Annotated in this window: 18 protein-coding genes; 10 read left to right on the plus strand and 8 right to left on the minus strand. The window is 42.2% G+C overall.

All coding sequences use genetic code 11. From position 1 onward, the window contains the following. The first annotated feature begins 2 nt into the window (after window positions 1-2). From B3R63_RS06860 to B3R63_RS06885, 6 genes are all read left to right on the plus strand, one after another. A complete protein-coding gene (locus B3R63_RS06860) occupies window positions 3-539 on the plus strand; it encodes a F0F1 ATP synthase subunit delta (RefSeq protein ID WP_005017282.1) in 537 nt (178 codons plus the stop codon). 45 nt (window positions 540-584) lie between these two features. Beyond that, window positions 585-2,129 carry a F0F1 ATP synthase subunit alpha gene (gene atpA / locus B3R63_RS06865; protein ID WP_005017281.1) on the plus strand — a complete coding sequence of 515 codons (1,545 nt, stop codon included), beginning with the start codon at window positions 585-587 and terminating at the stop codon, window positions 2,127-2,129. Between the two features lie 72 nt (window positions 2,130-2,201). Then, on the plus strand, window positions 2,202-3,071 hold the full coding sequence (atpG, locus tag B3R63_RS06870) for a F0F1 ATP synthase subunit gamma (RefSeq protein ID WP_005017279.1): 870 nt from the start codon (window positions 2,202-2,204) through the stop codon (window positions 3,069-3,071). 29 nt (window positions 3,072-3,100) lie between these two features. Then, entirely contained in the window at window positions 3,101-4,495 is a 1,395-nt protein-coding gene (gene atpD, locus B3R63_RS06875) for a F0F1 ATP synthase subunit beta (RefSeq protein WP_005017275.1), read from the plus strand. Window positions 4,496-4,522: 27 nt separating this feature from the next. After that, window positions 4,523-4,942, plus strand: coding sequence for a F0F1 ATP synthase subunit epsilon (locus B3R63_RS06880; protein ID WP_005023671.1), 420 nt, complete (start codon window positions 4,523-4,525; stop codon window positions 4,940-4,942). A 648-nt stretch (window positions 4,943-5,590) separates the two neighbouring features. Next, entirely contained in the window at window positions 5,591-6,967 is a 1,377-nt protein-coding gene (locus tag B3R63_RS06885) for an NAD-dependent succinate-semialdehyde dehydrogenase (protein ID WP_286729311.1), read from the plus strand. A gap of 46 nt (window positions 6,968-7,013) precedes the next feature. On the opposite strand, the gene B3R63_RS06890 is transcribed toward B3R63_RS06885, so the two are convergent. The 5 genes from B3R63_RS06890 to B3R63_RS06910 all read right to left on the minus strand — a co-directional run bounded on the left by B3R63_RS06890 (window position 7,014) and on the right by B3R63_RS06910 (window position 10,505). Next, the gene (locus tag B3R63_RS06890; protein WP_286729314.1) at window positions 7,014-7,601 is read right to left on the minus strand and encodes a hypothetical protein; all 588 of its coding nucleotides are present in this window, start codon (window positions 7,599-7,601) and stop codon (window positions 7,014-7,016) included. Window positions 7,602-7,752: 151 nt separating this feature from the next. Continuing rightward, complete coding sequence (locus tag B3R63_RS06895; RefSeq protein ID WP_286729316.1) at window positions 7,753-8,091, minus strand: RcnB family protein; 339 nt, start codon at window positions 8,089-8,091, stop codon at window positions 7,753-7,755. Window positions 8,092-8,285: 194 nt separating this feature from the next. Beyond that, the gene (locus tag B3R63_RS06900) at window positions 8,286-8,828 is read right to left on the minus strand and encodes a glutathione peroxidase (RefSeq protein WP_286729317.1); all 543 of its coding nucleotides are present in this window, start codon (window positions 8,826-8,828) and stop codon (window positions 8,286-8,288) included. 126 nt (window positions 8,829-8,954) lie between these two features. Continuing rightward, the gene (locus B3R63_RS06905; RefSeq protein WP_286729319.1) at window positions 8,955-9,533 is read right to left on the minus strand and encodes a viral A-type inclusion protein; all 579 of its coding nucleotides are present in this window, start codon (window positions 9,531-9,533) and stop codon (window positions 8,955-8,957) included. A 216-nt stretch (window positions 9,534-9,749) separates the two neighbouring features. Then, a complete protein-coding gene (locus B3R63_RS06910) occupies window positions 9,750-10,505 on the minus strand; it encodes an AraC family transcriptional regulator (RefSeq protein ID WP_265769453.1) in 756 nt (251 codons plus the stop codon). Between the two features lie 115 nt (window positions 10,506-10,620). Here B3R63_RS06910 and B3R63_RS06915 point away from each other — a divergent pair, with 115 nt between their 5' ends. Further along, entirely contained in the window at window positions 10,621-11,514 is an 894-nt protein-coding gene (locus B3R63_RS06915) for a DMT family transporter (RefSeq protein ID WP_005017258.1), read from the plus strand. Window positions 11,515-11,972: 458 nt separating this feature from the next. Here the strand turns inward: B3R63_RS06915 and B3R63_RS06920 are convergent, their stop codons facing one another. The 3 genes from B3R63_RS06920 to B3R63_RS06930 are packed head-to-tail and all read right to left on the minus strand — an operon-like array spanning window position 11,973 to window position 14,881. Next, window positions 11,973-12,542, minus strand: coding sequence for an L-threonylcarbamoyladenylate synthase (locus B3R63_RS06920; protein WP_005017257.1), 570 nt, complete (start codon window positions 12,540-12,542; stop codon window positions 11,973-11,975). Window positions 12,543-12,586: 44 nt separating this feature from the next. After that, window positions 12,587-13,717: a DNA-processing protein DprA gene (dprA, locus tag B3R63_RS06925; RefSeq protein WP_286729324.1), complete on the minus strand. Its 1,131-nt coding sequence runs from the start codon at window positions 13,715-13,717 to the stop codon at window positions 12,587-12,589. 15 nt (window positions 13,718-13,732) lie between these two features. Beyond that, the gene (locus B3R63_RS06930) at window positions 13,733-14,881 is read right to left on the minus strand and encodes a LysM peptidoglycan-binding domain-containing protein (RefSeq protein ID WP_286729325.1); all 1,149 of its coding nucleotides are present in this window, start codon (window positions 14,879-14,881) and stop codon (window positions 13,733-13,735) included. 124 nt (window positions 14,882-15,005) lie between these two features. Here B3R63_RS06930 and def point away from each other — a divergent pair, with 124 nt between their 5' ends. The 3 genes from def to B3R63_RS06945 all read left to right on the plus strand — a co-directional run bounded on the left by def (window position 15,006) and on the right by B3R63_RS06945 (window position 18,180). After that, on the plus strand, window positions 15,006-15,536 hold the full coding sequence (gene def, locus B3R63_RS06935; protein ID WP_075041018.1) for a peptide deformylase: 531 nt from the start codon (window positions 15,006-15,008) through the stop codon (window positions 15,534-15,536). A gap of 98 nt (window positions 15,537-15,634) precedes the next feature. Continuing rightward, the gene (locus B3R63_RS06940) at window positions 15,635-16,051 is read left to right on the plus strand and encodes a DUF2946 family protein (RefSeq protein ID WP_286729327.1); all 417 of its coding nucleotides are present in this window, start codon (window positions 15,635-15,637) and stop codon (window positions 16,049-16,051) included. Window positions 16,052-16,116: 65 nt separating this feature from the next. After that, complete coding sequence (locus B3R63_RS06945) at window positions 16,117-18,180, plus strand: TonB-dependent copper receptor (protein ID WP_286729330.1); 2,064 nt, start codon at window positions 16,117-16,119, stop codon at window positions 18,178-18,180. Window positions 18,181-18,699 lie beyond the last annotated feature (519 nt).

Below are 18,699 nucleotides of genomic sequence, written 5' to 3' on the forward strand. Positions count from 1 at the left end.
TTATGGCTGAACTCTTGACGTTGGCACGCCCGTACGCCAAAGCAGCATTTGCTTACGCTTCTGAGCAAGGTGCAACTGACAATTGGTCGAATGCGTTACAAGTGCTCAGTGCTGCGGTGCAAGACGAAGCATTTTCCGCTTATTTAAATCGTCCTGAGCTTACACCTGTACAACAGGTGGAACTTTTTGCAAAGGTTTTAGGTGAACAACAAAGTCAGGCAGTGTCAAACTTTCTGATTTTGCTGGCAGACAATGACCGTTTGGCATTGCTTCCTGAAATTGCTGCAGAGTATGAAGAGCTTAAGTCACAGAATAACAATACAGTCGATGTCGTTATCGAATCGGCTTTTCCCTTGAATGCAGAACAGGAACAGCTGCTGGCAGATGCGTTACAAAAACGTTTTAATGCCGCTGTAAATGTTAGCGTTGAAGTGAATCCGGCGTTAATCGCGGGTGTTGTAATTCGTGCGGGCGATCAAGTGATAGATGATTCTGCGCTGAACAAGCTTGAAAAAATGCGGACTCGTCTTCTTGCATAACGCAAAACAGAAGACTGAACTTATAAAAGATTGAGGTATAGCGCAATGCAACAACTGAATCCATCCGAGATCAGTGCGCTCATTAAACAGCGTATCGGCGATCTGGACACCAGCGCGACCGCTAAAAACGAAGGTACCATTGTTATGGTATCCGACGGTATTGTGCGCATTCACGGTCTTGCTGATGCAATGTACGGTGAAATGATCGAATTCGACGGCGGCTTATTTGGTATGGCACTGAACCTAGAACAGGATTCAGTGGGTGCCGTTGTTTTAGGTAGCTACCTAAACCTTCAAGAAGGTCAAAAAGCTCGTTGTACAGGCCGTGTATTAGAAGTTCCGGTTGGTCCTGAACTTTTAGGTCGTGTCGTAGATGCTTTGGGTAACCCGATTGATGGTAAAGGCCCTATTGATGCAAAAATGACTGATGCTGTTGAAAAAGTAGCACCAGGTGTAATTTGGCGTCAATCAGTAGATCAGCCTGTCCAAACTGGTTATAAATCAGTAGACACCATGATCCCTGTAGGTCGTGGTCAGCGTGAGCTGATCATTGGTGACCGTCAGACTGGTAAAACAGCAATGGCGATCGATGCCATCATCGCTCAGAAAAACTCTGGCATTAAGTGTGTATATGTGGCAATTGGTCAGAAACAATCGACCATCGCTAATGTTGTGCGCAAGCTGGAAGAAAGTGGTGCGATGGCATATACCACTGTTGTCGCAGCGGCAGCAGCTGATCCTGCAGCAATGCAGTATCTGGCTCCATACTCTGGCTGTACAATGGGTGAGTATTTCCGTGACCGCGGTGAAGACGCTCTGATCATCTATGATGATCTGTCTAAACAAGCAGTTGCGTATCGTCAAATTTCACTGCTTTTACGTCGTCCACCAGGTCGTGAAGCGTATCCAGGTGACGTGTTCTATCTACATTCGCGTCTTCTTGAGCGTGCTTCTCGTGTATCTGCTGATTACGTTGAGAAATTCACCAATGGTGAAGTTACAGGCCAGACTGGTTCATTAACTGCATTGCCAATTATTGAAACACAAGCCGGTGACGTATCTGCATTCGTACCAACGAACGTAATTTCGATTACTGACGGTCAGATCTTCCTTGAAACCTCTCTGTTCAATGCGGGTATTCGTCCTGCTGTGAACGCAGGTATCTCGGTATCGCGTGTTGGTGGTTCTGCTCAGACCAAGATTATTAAGAAATTGGCTGGTGGTATCCGTACTGCTCTTGCTCAGTACCGTGAACTGGCAGCATTTGCCCAGTTTGCATCTGATCTTGATGAAGCAACTCGTAAGCAGCTTGAACATGGTCAACGTGTAACTGAACTGATGAAGCAGAAACAATATGCTCCATATTCAATTGCTGACCAAGCTGTATCTATCTATGCTTCAAACGAAGGCTACATGGCTGATGTTGAAGTGAAGAAAATTGTAGACTTTGATGCTGCACTCATTGCGTACTTCCGCTCTGAACATGCTGCACTCATGAAACAAATCGATGAAACTGGTGATTACAACAAAGACATCGAAGCTGCAATTAAAGCAGGTATTGAGAGCTTCAAAGCGACTCAAACTTACTAATTGATTAGTTAAGTTTGTTTCACGGATCAACCTTCGGAGGCTCCTTGAGCTTCCGAATATTAGGTTAAGCGTATGGCAAATTTAAAAGAAATTCGCGCCAAGGTCGCAAGTATCAAGTCCACGCAGAAGATTACGCGTGCGATGCAGATGGTTGCTGCTTCAAAAATGCGTCGTGCGCAAGAGCGCATGGCTCAGGGCCGTCCGTATGCCGAAAATATGCACCGTGTAATTGCTCACCTGGTACAAGCAAACCCTGAATACAAACATCGTTATATGGTTGAGCGCCCGGTTAAGCGCGTTGGCTATATCATCGTGTCTTCAGATCGTGGTCTTGCGGGTGGCTTGAACATTAACCTGTTCAAGAAAGTTGTTCAGCATGTTCAGCAACAACGTGAGCAGTCAATTGAAGTTGAATTTGCTTTAATTGGTCAAAAAGCGGTTTCGTTTTTTAAAAACTACGGCGGTAAAGTGCTTGGCGCTACTACACAAGTAGGGGATGCTCCAAGTCTGGAACAGTTAACCGGTTCTGTACAAGTCATGCTCGATGCATTTGATAGAGGCGAACTCGATCGTATTTATCTGGTATCTAATGCATTTATTAATGCCATGACCCAGAAACCAACGGTAAGCCAGCTTGTTCCTCTTGCTCCGGCTAACGAAGGCGACAGCCTCAACCGTACTTATGGTTGGGACTATATCTATGAACCGGAAGCTGAAGAGCTGCTAAACGGTTTGTTGGTTCGCTATATCGAGTCTATGGTTTATCAGGGCGTGATTGAAAATATCGCGTGTGAGCAGTCTGCTCGTATGGTTGCAATGAAAGCTGCAACTGACAATGCAGGCCAGCTGATTAAAGACCTACAGCTCATTTATAACAAGCTGCGTCAAGCCGCGATTACTCAGGAAATTTCCGAGATCGTTGGCGGTGCCGCTGCCGTTTAACATTATTAGTTTGAATTGAGGAGACAGCAATGAGTAGCGGTCGTATCATTCAGATCATCGGCGCGGTTATCGACGTCGAGTTTGAACGCAATAGCGTTCCTAAGATCTATGACGCTCTCCAGGTTGACGGTACTGAAACTACTTTAGAAGTTCAGCAACAACTTGGTGATGGTGTTGTGCGTACCATCGCAATGGGTTCTACAGAAGGTCTTAAACGTGGTCTGCCTGTAACTAACTCTGGTGCACCGATTTCTGTTCCTGTGGGTACTGCCTGTCTGGGCCGTATCATGGACGTTTTGGGTCGCCCGATTGATGAGGCAGGTCCTGTAGCGACTGAAGAGCGTTTGCCGATTCACCGTCAAGCACCTTCTTATGCTGAACAAGCGGCTTCTACAGATCTTCTGGAAACTGGTATTAAAGTCATTGACTTGCTTTGCCCGTTTGCAAAAGGTGGTAAAGTTGGCCTGTTCGGTGGTGCCGGTGTTGGTAAAACCGTAAACATGATGGAATTGATCAACAACATCGCAAAAGCTCACTCAGGTTTATCTGTGTTTGCTGGTGTTGGTGAGCGTACTCGTGAAGGTAACGACTTCTATCACGAAATGAAAGATTCTAACGTTCTAGACAAAGTAGCAATGGTCTACGGTCAGATGAACGAGCCACCAGGTAACCGTTTGCGTGTAGCGCTAACTGGTCTGACTATGGCTGAATATTTCCGTGACGAGAAAGACGAAAACGGTAAAGGCCGTGACGTACTGTTGTTTGTAGACAACATCTATCGTTACACACTGGCGGGTACTGAAGTGTCTGCACTTCTAGGCCGTATGCCATCTGCAGTAGGTTACCAGCCTACACTTGCAGAAGAGATGGGTGTTCTTCAAGAACGTATTACATCGACCAAGAATGGTTCTATTACCTCAATCCAAGCGGTATACGTACCTGCCGATGACTTGACAGATCCATCACCTGCAACTACGTTTGCTCACTTGGACGCAACTGTAGTATTGAGCCGTGACATCGCATCTTCTGGTATTTATCCAGCGATCGATCCACTTGACTCGACTTCACGTCAGCTAGACCCGCTGGTTGTTGGTCAAGAGCATTATGAAATTGCACGTTCTGTACAGAATGTATTGCAGCGTTATAAAGAGCTTAAAGACATTATCGCAATCTTGGGTATGGACGAACTGGCTGAAGAAGATAAACTGGTAGTTTACCGTGCGCGTAAAATCCAGCGTTTCTTCTCTCAACCGTTCCACGTAGCTGAAGTATTTACTGGCGCGCCTGGTAAATTAGTACCGCTTAAAGAAACAATTCGTGGCTTTAAAGGTCTTCTAGCTGGTGAATACGATCACATCCCAGAACAAGCGTTCTATATGGTTGGTGGTATTGACGAAGTTATTGCTAAAGCCGAGAAACTTTAATTAGCTACTCTAATTTAGGAGATTCTCATGGCGACTATGCAATGTGATGTCGTAAGTGTAAATGAGTCAATTTACTCAGGCACTGTGACTATGCTAATTGCAAAAGGGGCTGGTGGCGAACTGGGTATTATGCCTGGTCACGCGCCGCTGGTAACTTTGCTCCTGCCAGGACCGATTCGTGTCCTGCTGGAAAATGGTACGGAAGAGATCGTCTACGTATCTGGCGGTGTTTTAGAAGTTCAGCCACATGTGGTAACGGTTCTTGCTGACTCAGCAATCCGTGCCGATAATCTGGATGAAGCAGCAATTATGGAAGCGCGTCGTAACGCTGAACAGTTGCTGGCTAACCAAAAGAGTGATCTGGACTCTGCTGCTGCTCTGGCTGCTCTGGCAGAAACTGCTGCACAGCTGGAAACGATCCGTAAAATCAAAAATCGTGCAATGTAATTGTCGGTTTGAGATTAAAGAAACCACCCGAAAGGGTGGTTTTTTTATGATAAGAATCTTTTTAATGAAAATATTTTTATTAGTGCCCAGTTTCACAGTAAAGTTACTAAAATTCATTTCTAAGCAGAGTTATTGAGAGCAAATGATTTAAGACAAAATTAAAATACTTTATAGGGGGTAAGCATTTTATATAATATTTGAGCCTCTTAAGGACACTATAAAATTTTAAATCAATTTATTCTATTAACCGTATCTTATTATTAATCTGAGTTTAAAATTTTTTTATATTAACTTAATAATAGATAATATTTTTTTCTTCATTTTAGATATTTTATTAAATTTTTATTTAACGAGCTGATCCAGACTTTTATATTAATTAAAGGCGAGCTTCAGTTATTCAATTTTTTATTCATAATGTCTAGGCTGAATCTATTTTGTACCACTCGATATAACTTTTACCCGTACTCCGTAATATTTTGAACCATTCTGTAAGCAAAAATAAAGTAGTAAAAAAATAATGCTAGTTTAATTTCATATCTCTTGGGCTTTTAACTTGTAAAGCCTTTAGATGTTTTTCTCTCCCATGACATAACACATATTCTTATTTATTCCAGCAGAAACTAAATTGCCTAGACAGGGAACTTTATTATGAGTTATCAATCAGTTAACCCCTTTAATAATCAAAAATTGAAAGACTACCCATCTCATAGCAATCAAGATATTCAAAATGCACTCGATGCAGCAGAACAAATCCTAAAGTCAGAATGGTCACAACAGGTCGATACCCGTATTGATGTACTGCGGAAGCTGGCTAGCAGTATGCGTGAGCGAAAATCGGAACTGGCTAAACTCATGACGCTGGATATGGGTAAACTGATCAAGCAAGGCGAAGGTGAAATTGAAAGTTGCGCCCGTATTGCTGAATATTATGCAAACCATGCCAAAGAATTCTTAGCCCCGGTGTCATATGAAACAGAACTGGGCGAAGCATGGGTTGAACATCATCCACTGGGTATCATTATGGCAGTTGAACCCTGGAATTTTCCGTTTTATCAACTGATGCGTGTGTTTGCACCAAACTGTGCAATTGGTAATCCGGTTTTGGCGAAGCATGCCAGTATTGTTCCACAGTGTGCCGAAGCATTCGAACAGTTAATCATAGATGCGGGTGCACCTAGGGGAGTATGGACAAATCTATTTATTAATAGTGATCAAGTAGCGGATATCATCGCGGACCCGCGTGTACAGGGTGTAGCATTAACCGGCTCAGAAGGGGCAGGGCGTGCAGTAGCCGGACAGGCTGGAAAACATGTCACCAAATCTACCTTGGAACTGGGGGGTAATGACGTCTTTATTGTTCTGGATGATGCTGATCTGGAAAAAGCAATTAAGATTGGCTGTCAGGCACGTATCAATAATGCCGGTCAGGTCTGTACTGCAGCTAAACGATTTATTCTACATGAGAACATTGCTGAAGAATTTAAAGCCGGTATGGTTAAAGTCTTTAAAGACTTGAAAATTGGTGATCCACTTGACCCTGAAACACAACTTGGACCTTTATCTTCAGCAGATGCGTTAGAAAAACTGACTGAACAAGTTGAAAATGCTTTAAAAAATGGAGCAACACTAGTCACTGGCGGTAAGCCGGTTGACCATGATGGTAACTTCTATGAACCAACCATTTTAGAAAATATTAGCCGTGATAATCCAGCTTGGTATGAAGAGTTTTTTGGTCCGGTAGCACAGCTTTATGTTGCCAAGAGTGAAGATGAAATTGTAGCCATTACCAATGATTCACATTATGGTCTGGGTGGTGTAATTCATTCTCAAAATATTGAACGGGCAAAAAAATTAGCTTCCCGAGTCGAAACTGGTATGATCTGGATTAACTGGTATACCGATACTGCACCAGAGTTACCATTTGGTGGAATAAAGAATTCTGGCTATGGTCATGAGCTTTCCATTGATGGTTTTAAAGAATTCGCACAAAAGAAATTAGTCGTTGTCAAAAGCCCGAAAAAATAAGTTAATTTAAAATAAAAAGCCCTAACTATAGGGCTTTTTTATGTCTCTAACTTTCTTCCTGTTTAGATGTTGCTTGAGTATCTTTATCTGAACTCTGCATCAACATATCTGCCAGCTTAAGCATTTCTGTCTGAATAGTATTCATTTGAACCTGGACCTTATTAAAATCCACCTGATTAAAATCAATTTCACCGTTGAGTAGAGGAGAAGCAAGAGCCTGCTGGTTTGCCTCTAAGATATTATTACGGATCGAATCGATTTCTTGGCTTTTCAGGTTTAAAGAGGACAATGTCTGGCTAAATCCACGAAGTTGTTCTTGTAAAATAGTGGCGGTTGCCTGAAGCTGATGCGGATCTTTCTGTTCAATGGCCTGCTGTAAGTCAGTCTGAGCCTGCTGTAACTTTGCTACATAGCCTTGGGTTTTATATTGCATATCTGCCATATCGCGGGCCATATAGAATATATTGCCGTTTGCGAGTTCGGAAGATGGGGCAGGTTTTGTTGCAGGAGCCTGGCTGTGTTCACTATACACTGCTTCAGATTCATCCTGCTGCATCTGGTCACAACCTAGTAACAGCAGACCTGAAGTAAAAATAATAAAAGGAAGTAAAGCCCCTTGCAGTAACTTTTTCATGTTCCACGGTATTTCCATTAAATATTGTTTTTTAATATATGGATAAAATGTGGAGATAAAACTTATTGTTGCAAAGCGATAACACTTTTATTAACCCTCAAATTTAAAAAGATGCCGAAGCACCTTTTTTATAGAACCTATTAAATAAAGCTTAATGATGAACTACTTTAATAACCTGATGTGAACGGGTATTAATCAGCATATAATCTCCATGAACTTTAATCCATTGCTGGTTTCTTGCGGGCTTGGATAAGTTTTTATAACGTTTATGGTCAATCTGGTTCGCATGAGAGTAATATTGTGCAGGAACTTCACCTGTTTTCCAGTTTACATGGGATGAAACATGCCGGTTTACTTTAGCTTGATGCTGATAATGAGACTGGCTCTGATCTTGATGAATGTGATGGGCACGTTCAGGGGCAGCCATAGCCACTGTGGCACTTAGGCCGGTAACTAGAGCAAATAGGGTGGTCTTAATACAGTGTTTCACGTGGAACCCCGGTTTTAATAACTGTTTTGATAGTTATATTAAAAGCTTTGAATTCCCAGTGAAGATGGAGGATGAATAGTAAATTTATTAAAATTATGGATAAATATAAAAATTAATTTTTATTGAAGAATTCTATCCTGATCAGTGACATTTTCTAAAAAGAGGGAGGCGCTGCTCTCCCTCATATTTTTTAATTATCGTTTTAGTTCCGTCTCAATCGCATCAATTAGGCGCGGGTCATCTGCAGTGACATCTGGTGCGAAACGAGCTATAACTTCTCCATTTTTATTGATTAGAAATTTTTCGAAATTCCAAAGCACTTCCGGTTTAGGATTTGGAGTCAGGCCATAATCTACCAGATCTTTCCACCAAGGGCCTTCACCAATCCGTTCTGGCTGTGCCGTAGTCAGCGTCTGGTAAAGCGGATGTTTATCTGGGCCGGCTACTGAAATTTTGGCAAACATTGGAAAAGAAACATCATAAGTGAGTGAGCAAAACTGCTGAATTTCTTCGTTAGAACCCGGCTCCTGTTCTAAAAAATTATTAGCTGGAAAACCCAGCACTTCGAATCCCTGATCTTTTTTCTCACGGTAGAGCTTTTCAAGTCCTTCATATTGCGGAGTCAGACCACATTTTGAAGCAGTATTGACAATGAGTAAAACTTTACCGGCAAATTGATCAAGTGTAATTTCTTCACCTTGTATGGTTTTAATAGAAATATTAGAAATAGAGGTCATATAGGCATCCCTAAATAAAATAAATTAAAGTTTTAACCTATTCTTTTTAGCCGCAAATTTATCTGGCAGCAAGCTGTTTTATTAATTATTAAACAGGGCAGACTATTTTAGCCTGCCCTTAAATTATTATTGAGCTGATTGAGCTGATTGAGCTGATTGAGGATCTACTTTTGCCTGAAGTTTCTGTACATCATGCATAATCTCTTTTTGTACATCCATCACCTGCTGTTGTAGCTCTTTAATCTTGGCTTCATCTGGTTTAGCTTCAGTACTTAACTTGGTTAATTCCAGTCCAAGTTCATTTGAATGAATAAACTTATTGCGCAGTTCATGAACTTCCTGACTTTTTAGTGACAGCTTTTTAAGCTCACCATTAAATTCAGTCATGAAACCCTGCATTTTCTTCATTATATCCATAACCTGCTCGCGGTTATTAGCTTGAACTGCCTTCATCATCTGATCTTGGTAATCTATAGCAGCCTCAGCTTTAGAATTTGCCAATACTTGTAATCTGTTCAGGTCATTACGGATATCTTCATGATTATCTTTTGTCATGCTGCCTGTAGTTGCAGGAGCAGTAGTATTGGCTGTATTAGTTGCGGTAGTTGTCTGCGTGTTTTCTGAAGCAGCTGGTTCAGTTTGTTTGTTACAGCCAGCAAAAGCTAAACATGCCATACAGGCAGTAGTAAGAAGTAATTTTTTCATTAAAATAGATATCCTGTTTAGAAAATAATATTAAATTTTGAATCATCAACTTTCTTATTAAAAAAGAAGTGTTGTATTAAAAACTAATCACTTATTTAAACATGCTTTTATTATAAGAAAGACCAAGTTTACTTTTTATACTTAAAAAATATACGTTAAGTTAAAAGATCTTAAAATAGCTTAGATTATAAAATATAATATTCCTACAGCTATTAATCAGGACCTCAGCTGTAAGGGGGTATGTTGCGTGTAGCGTTTAAAAAAGGCAATAAAGCTGGAACTATGTTGGTAGCCGAGCTCATAGGCAAGCCGCTTGATAGAAGCACCTTGGCGAATCTGGCTGATTGCATAAATAATTTTGGCGCGGTTACGCCACTCAGAAATTGACAGGCCAAGTTCCTGCTGGCTTAAACGTAAAATCTGTCGTTCACTCAAGCTGAATCTTTTAAGCAAGGTTTGTAAGCTATACTGAAAAAGCTCCGGATCTGCCAGTTGCTGGAGTACAGGAAGCAGTACCGTATGATGACTTTGAGGCAAATAGTCATCATAAATCTTGGCCTGTAGTAACTGGTCAAACAGTACCTGTAAAAGATGAGAATAAACCTGACTAGGGGCGCTGGAAGACTGTTCTAGAATTTCTCTAACCAGAGCTAAAAGAAAAGGACGAATACTTAAAGTTTTAACCTCTCGGGGTAACTGGTCACACAAACTTGGATGCACCCGTATACAAATAAAATGGGTTACGCTGTGGTCCAGTGCAATAGAACAATGTTCAGTCTGGGGAGGAAGCCATAAAGCATAATTAGGCGGCGCTAAAAAAGTCTGTTTCCCGGTCTGGATTTCCAAAATACCATCTAGGCTAAAATTAAAATCTCCCCAGAGTGAAGAGTGAGAAGCCACAATTTCATTTTTCTCATAAAAAAACTGATCAATCTCGATTAACTCATCCAGAGCAGAATACTGTCTTTTCATTTTTTGAATACCGAGCCAAGATGTCCTCTATACAGTATAGATGTCTGAAAAACAGTATTTCAATTATTTCAGACTTCTAGAACAATACTGGATTGAATGATTAAAGAGCATAGAGATGTCAAGTGTTTCCCGTAACCCGGCGTGGGCATTTGTTTTGCCGGTCATTGCTGTCATGATCTGGTCATTAAATATTGTAGTTACACGCTATGCAGCAGATTTGATTTCTCCTGTCAGTATCAGTTTTTATCGCTGGCTTATTGCATTTCTCATTCTGACACCATTTATGCTGGGCAAGGTCTGGGAACAGCGTCAGCTGATAATGCAGCACTGGCTACAGCTGGCAGTACTGAGCGCTTTTGGGATGGTACTGTATCAGGGACTGGCATATACCGCGGCACATTATACCACTGCTACCAATATGGGACTGATTAATGCTTTCATTCCCGTATTCACCATTCTGGTTTCTTTTTTTATTCTCAAAGATATACCCAATCGCTTCGCGATTATGGGCAGTATCCTGTCATTTTGCGGACTGATTTATGTAATGGCTCAGGGGAACCTGTCGGCACTCTGGCAAAGTGGCGCGCACTGGGGTGATCTGCTTATGGTAGTTGCCGTGTTCTTCTATGCCTTTTATGGTGTTTTCCTGAAAAAATGGCAATTAAAGATTCCTTTATTGATCAGCCTTTATATTCAGATCGCTTTTGCGCTGATCTATCATTTACCTTTTATCGCGTGGCTAGGTCTGGACAGCTTGAATACAGCTAACTTGGGCAGCGTGCTATATGCAGGTATTTTCCCTTCACTGATTGCGCCTTTTGTCTGGATGCTGGCTGTACAGCAGATTGGCCCTAACCGCACCAGTATTTTTATGAATTTGATGCCAGTTTTTACCGCAATCATTGCCAGTTTATGGCTGGCTGAAAGCTGGACAATTTATCATACGCTGGGCGGAGTCCTGATACTCATAGGTGTTGTGATGGCACAGAAAAAAACCTGTCGAACATGAGCGTTGGTCATTCTCTGGTCATATTTGATCTTTAGATTATTAAGTAGTGCCTAAAAGTTAAACATACGAGAGATTTTATCTAAGCTTAGACTAAGGTCTGATCAGATACTGAGCCCAGTATAATTGTGGAGATTTTTTTATATTTAGAAAAAGCCTTAAATAAATAAAGACATATTTTGAATTGTTTAGCCATATTGATTAGTATTGATCATAAAAAGCTCTATGTATAAGATAAATAATATATTTGTTTTATTTTAAAATTATATTTATAATACACATTAAGCAGGATTATTAAGTTTTACTTCACATTAAGTGAATATAAAGTTGTAATAGACCCTCTGGATGTGTCAACACATCCCTTTTTATACTCAGCCATTCCTATCTATATGGCTGAGTTTTTTTTGTCTTAAATTTAAGTAGAAAGCTTGCACAGTTCTTAAAAAAGCTTGGGTCTTATCTCAGGCTCTAATAATTTCACCTGTAATCGCATCAATAATACGGCTAGGTTGCTGGCTTAAACCGAGGTCCCCATTGAGATAATTCAGCTCAGAACCAAAATACTGGCTGGCTTCCTGTAAGGTACGTGCCGGTTCTAGACCTGCAGGGTTAGCACTGGTAGAAACAATAAAACTGTTAAAAGCATTACAGAGGGCTACACATAGCGGGTGATTGGTGACCCGTACTGCAACTTTAGGATGCTGGCCACGTATCCATACAGGAATCTGCTCATCCGCTGGAAGCAGCCAGGTAGTTGCCCGCTCGGTCACTGAGCGCTGGGTCCATTGCTGGATAACTTGCTGTTGACGCTCCTGGTTTAATGACACTAATAAGTGTTCAACCTGCGAGAGCTGGCCAGCCAGCAAAATAACTCCTTTTTCAATAGGACGTTGTTTCAGGCGCAATATTTCATGGAAGGCCGCTTCATTATATGGATCACAGCCGAGCCCCCAAACAGCTTCGGTGGGGTAGGCTAAAACTTTGCCCTGGCTGAGACATTCTGCTGCTTCTGTCACAGAGGTGGTGATCATATATTCTATTTACCTTGGAGCTGAAAACAGGGTTATTGTGAACCTTAAAAGCCCGGACGGCAACGCAGATAGCGCCCAGATTGCTGAACACATAGTCCAAGTAACTCAAGTTCCATCAGATGTCCGGTCAATTCAGCCGCAGGTAATGGCAATTTAAGAGCAATCTGGTCTAGATCCAGTCCTACCCAGTCTAGTTGTTGGTACAGTTCAAATAGATGTTCAGGTACCTGTGCCGGCTCGGGTACACTGCTTACCTTTTGTTGCTGGCTGTGCCACTGGGTCGGTAAAGCCAGATCTTCAATCAGCTGTTCCGGATGATCTACCAGTATGGAGCCTTCACGGATGAGTTGATGACAGCCTTGATGATGTTCGCTGTAGATATGGCCGGGAATGGCAAAAATAATCTTGCCCTGATCGGCGGCACGCTGTGCAGTAATCAATGAACCACTTTCTAAAGCGGCTTCTGCCACCAGTACACCTAGACTCAAACCACTAACAATACGGTTACGGCGTGGAAAATGATGCTTGAGTGGTTGGGTTCCCGGTAAAAACTCACTGACGATTGTACCACCGTATTGAAGTATCTGTTCTTGAAGCTTACGGTTATGGGTTGGATAGACCAGATCCAGTCCGGTTCCGACTACAGCAATAGTACGCTGATGCTGCAATGCCCCTTGATGTGCTGCCTCGTCAATTCCCAAGGCAAGTCCACTGGTAATATAAAATCCTTTTTCACTCAGATAATACGCAAAGTCGTAGGCTACTTGCCGGCCATGCGGGCTTGGTTTGCGACTGCCTACAATCGCGATCTGGGGTTGACTTAAGGCTTGAGCAGAACCTCGGCCAAACAGGATCGGAGGCTTATCTGTATAAGGGTGCAGCTGCTGCGGATACAGTATATCTTCCGGCACTAAAATAAAATCGCAACTTGCCAGTACCCGTTGGGTCAGTTGCTCAAACTCAGCCTGACCGGTTGCGCTATAAAATTCCTGTGCTCGCTTGGAATGATTGGCATGCAGTTTTAAATTGCCCCAGCGCGCTAATGCTGCCGGAGTGGTTGCCTGTTCAGCACTGCCAAAATACTCAACCAGCTGGTTAAAACTTGAAACTGAATGCTGGACCAAATACCACAGCTTCAGACTGTGATAATGAAGCTGCGATAATTCGGCAATCATAATAATGCTCCAGCCTTACTCTGCCATTGGCGGCGCCTGGATGCCGGAACCTACTTTGATAGGTAGGGCGCTGTCCAGTACATAAGCATAGCTCAACTGGTCAAAAGTACGGAAAATCATAATATTACCAACTTTTTGACTTGGCAGTTTGATTTGTTCGCGGGTTTTCGGATCACGTACAACTTCACCCTGCTGATAGACACTGAATACCTGACCGGACTGAACACCATGAATATTGCCCCGGTTAACAGTTACCACACTGTGTCTGGCTGCCGTACCGATTGATCCCATCACCCGAATCACCTGACCGCCTTCAGTCACCTGATGGTCAATTGTTGGATAGAACAGGGTAGGTAACATAGGATCATATTCTGGCATGACCCGATCCCCGCGACGGACTTCCCCATTATAACTTTGCGTTAATTCTAGCGTAGTAATATCCTGTTCATTCTGCACAGCTACGCCGGAAGCCACCTGAAGCAGCTCTATACCGGCATTATATGACTTGCCATTAGCATCGGTGAATATGTAAGGCTCACCCTCACGATAAACTGCATAACGCTGACCAACTTGCAGGCCATTACCGCGTGCGTAAACGGTTTGGCCGGCAGCAGCCAATACCCGGTTATCAGCCGTGCCTAAAATATAGGGGGTATTGACCACTGAATCTGGTGACATTATCAGGGTGCGTTCCAGCCAGACCCGAATATGTTCAAGCGGAATAACTGGAATAGCATTATTTAGGGATTCAACACGAACTTGTGGCTGCATACTGGTCTGGCCACCATAACGGCGAATAATACCTTCACAGCCGTCACCTTCATCTTTACCGATCAGCGGTCGTCCGTCTAGAGTACACAGCAATAAACGGTCACCCGGATAAATCCAGTGTGGATTCTTGACATGTTTGTTGCTGGCCCAGATTTCTGGCCAGCGCCATGGCTTACTCAAGAATTTTCCGGCGATATCCCATAAAGTATCCCCTCTTTTGACCACATAAACATTAGGAGCACTGGCTTTTAAAGAGGGCGGATTTATATTACGGCTGGCTGCTTCAGCCATGCCAGGCATGATTATTCCCAAACTTGAACAGATTGCGAGAGCAATAAACTGCTTTTTAAACCCCAAGGCACGAAGTGCGCTGCCTTTGAAAACTTTTTTCATTATCATAATTCCTAAAAATTATGTCTGTAGTTGCGTTATAATAACGACCTTACACACATTTTTTAATGAAGTTTTCCTTCATTTATTTGGTTTTGCAATACTGGCAACAAAAGAGGACGACTGTATGGCCTTATTACCTATTTTAAGTTTCCCAGACCCGCGTCTTCGTACCCTTGCCAAGCCAGTCGAAGAAGTGACAGATGAAATTCGCCAGCTTGCTGCAGATATGTTTGAAACCATGTACGAAGCGCCCGGCATTGGCTTGGCTGCAACACAGGTTGACCGTCATATTCAGTTAATCGTGATGGATTTATCTGAAGAAAAGAATCAGCCAATGGTTTTTATTAACCCTAAAATTACACCGCTTACTGAAGATACCCAGCCTTATGAAGAAGGCTGTTTATCTGTGCCACAAATATACGACAAAGTTGAGCGTCCGTCACGTGTCAAAATTGAGGCCCTTAACCTTGAAGGTAATGCCTTCGAGATCGAAGCTGACGGATTGCTGGCTGTGTGTATTCAGCATGAAATGGACCATCTGAACGGTAAGCTTTTTGTAGATTACCTTTCTCCTCTTAAACGGCAGCGTGCCCGTGAAAAAGTTGAAAAACTGGTACGTTCAAGACAGAAGGAAAAGGTTACAGCAAGACGCTAGTGGTTGAACTGTCTGAATAATCTTTTAATAAGGCCCAATTTAATTTGGGCTTTGCTATACTGGGGCTCCAGTAAAATTTTGAGATTCAAAATTTGTTGATGCGTCATGGGTTACTGCTGTCAGTCATAGCAGTATGTTTACAGATCGCGGTATTTTTACAGCCTCTGCTGCCCAAGCAGTATCAGGTTGCGCCTATCTGTGAAACGATTACCCGTGCATTGTTACTGAACCATACCGTACCTCATGCTGAGCATTCAGCTGCATCTCATAGTCATCAACATAATCTTCAGAAAGATTCGGCTTCTGAAGACCATCACCATGATGCTAATCATCAATGCCAGTATTGTACTGTCTATGGCAATCTGGTATTGCCGCCTGAACTGGATATAAAAGAAGTCCTGGATCGTATTCAGGTTCGGCTGCTCGCTTTCCAGAAGACATTCAGTCATGTCTGGTTTGCACTCCAGCGGCTATTTTTATTACCTCAGGGGCGAGCTCCTCCAATCTCTGCATAAACAACTTTTTCTCTGGGCCTCACTGGTCCAGGTCACTGTTTATCTGTATTTTTAGAGAGATTGATATGGCTCGGCCAAAATTCTTTTTACAGCCTTTATCGGCTGCAATTTTCATTGCCTGCTATTCAGGTACATTATTTGCTGAAACCGAGACCAGTGTGCAGACTCTGGCCCCTATTATAATAACTGCCCAGCAGGGTAATGAGGCTAGTGGACTGATTGTGCAGGTAGATCCTAAAAAGCCCATTCAGCCTGTACCTGCGACAGATGGTGCAGATTATCTGCAAAGTATTGTTGGCTTTAATGCCATCAAAAATGGAGGAACCAATGGTGATGTGACCTTTCGGGGCATGTTTGGCTCACGCATCAAGATTCTGACCGACGGTACAGAAAATTTAGGAGCCTGTCCGTCACGTATGGATGCACCAACTTCTTATATTCAGCCGGAAAGTTATGACCAGATTTTAGTCATTAAAGGGCCGCAGACCGTACAATATGCGCAGACCGGTTCAGCAGCCACTGTAATTTTTGAACGTAAGCCAGTCCGTTCCAATGAAAATCAGCATTATCAGGGTCAGGCCAGTGCCATGCTGGGTTCATTTGGCCGCCTTGATCACAATGTAGAGGCAGCAGTTGGGGACGAAAATAAATACATTCGTTTAAATGCTAACCGCTCAAAGTCAGACAGCTATAAAGATGGGGATGGTAATACTGTACCTTCCGCATGGGAGCGTTGGAATACAGATTTGACGCTGGGCTGGACACCAGATGAACAGACCTGGCTTGAATTGACAGCTGGAAAATCAGATGGCGAGGCTTTATATGCCGGCCGTGATATGGACGGTTCCCAGTTTGCAAGGGAAAGTTTAGGCCTGCGTTTTGAAAAGAATAATATTAATGATGTGATTAAGAAAATTGAAGGGCAGGTAAACTATAGCTATAACGACCATATTATGGATAACTTCAGTTTGCGTACGCCTCCATTGGTTGAAATGACCCATAGTGGTATGACCATGCTGATGCCGGATCTGCAAGAGATGCAGGTGACTCGCCGTACTCTGAATACTCGCCTTGCAGTCACTACAGCATGGAATCAGGCAAATATCATCAGCGGTATAGATTCTCAGCACAATCATCATGCAGGCGGCATGACCTTCATGATGATGAATATGCCATTGACGACCAATATGAAGTTTCAGTCTTATGGTGCGTTTAGTGAGCTGAGTTATCCTTTCAATGAACATTACAAGCTGGTCACTGGTGCGCGGATTGATCAGATCAAGATAGATGCATTAAAACTTGATGAGAACCGCAAGGAAACTCTACCAAGTGCTTTTGTCCGGCTGGAAGGCCAGCATCCAGAGCATGATGCTAAAACTTATATCGGTATGGGCTATGTCCAGCGTGCACCGGATTACTGGGAGCTGTTCAGTACTGCCCACGGTAACACGGGTATGGGCAAACCAACCTTTAATGATTTGGATACTGAAAAAACCTTGCAACTGGATCTGGGCTATCAGCATCAGCATGGTGCTTTCAGCTCATGGCTTTCTACCTATACCGGTCTAATTAATGATTATATTTTAATTAGCTATCGTGACCATCCAGCTGCTGGCGCACATGGGCATGGTTCAAACTTTAGTGCAGGAGCAAAAAATATTGATGCAGTGATTGCAGGGGCTGAAGCAGGAGTTGGTTATCAGCTTACTGATGCAGTACAGGCTGATTTAAGTACTATGTATGCTTGGGGTAAAAATACTACAGATCATACCCCATTACCTCAGATAGCTCCCTTAGAAGGACGCTTTAACCTTCGCTATGTTCAGGATAAATATACTTTGGGCTTACTCTGGCGGATGGTGGCGCAGCAGGACCGGATTAGCCTGAACCAAGGGAACATCGTAGGATATGATCTGCAAAAAAGTAAAGGTTTCAGCACGTTGTCATTAAATGGCTCTTATAGCCTGATGCAGCATGTCGATCTGGCTTTAGGTATAGATAATGTGCTCAATAAAACTTATACCGAGCATTTAAATCGGGCTGGAAGTTCAGGCTTTGGTTTTGCCAGCCGTGAACAGTTTAATAATATGGGCCGCAATTATTGGGCACGTGTGAGTATAAAGTTCTAATCATTTCGCATTTATAAAAGTAAATGAAGACAAAAAAGCCATTGCTGTAAAACAATGGCTTTTTACTATTTGGAGGTAAGCAAAGATACTTTAGGAAAGGCTATTATAAAACTTGAATAATAAGAAATTGAGCTTTATAGCGTATTTTGTATGTTTGAACAGCACTTTGGCGAATAGGAAGACAAAAATAGAATTAATATTGAACGATAAGCTTGATATTGAAAGCAATTTTTTAAATAAAATTTATATAAAACAATAATTTAATATTAATTTAGCTAAATTGTAAATAGGAGTCTTTATAAAATAAAAGAATAATCAAAATAAATTATTATTAAATAACAATAACTTATTTTTTTATTGGTTTGAAAAATAAACACACGATAAAAAATGTTTTTTAGAAGTGTTGCAACGATACTGAAATGCTGTAGAATGCACATCCATCGGCGGTGATGAAGATTAAAACTTCTGATAAAACAGCAACTTAGTTAAATATAGTTAAGTCGGGTTTTGTTAGATAAG

Source organism: Acinetobacter sp. UBA1297, assembly GCF_002307755.1.
Classification (GTDB): Bacteria; Pseudomonadota; Gammaproteobacteria; order Pseudomonadales; family Moraxellaceae; genus Acinetobacter; species Acinetobacter radioresistens.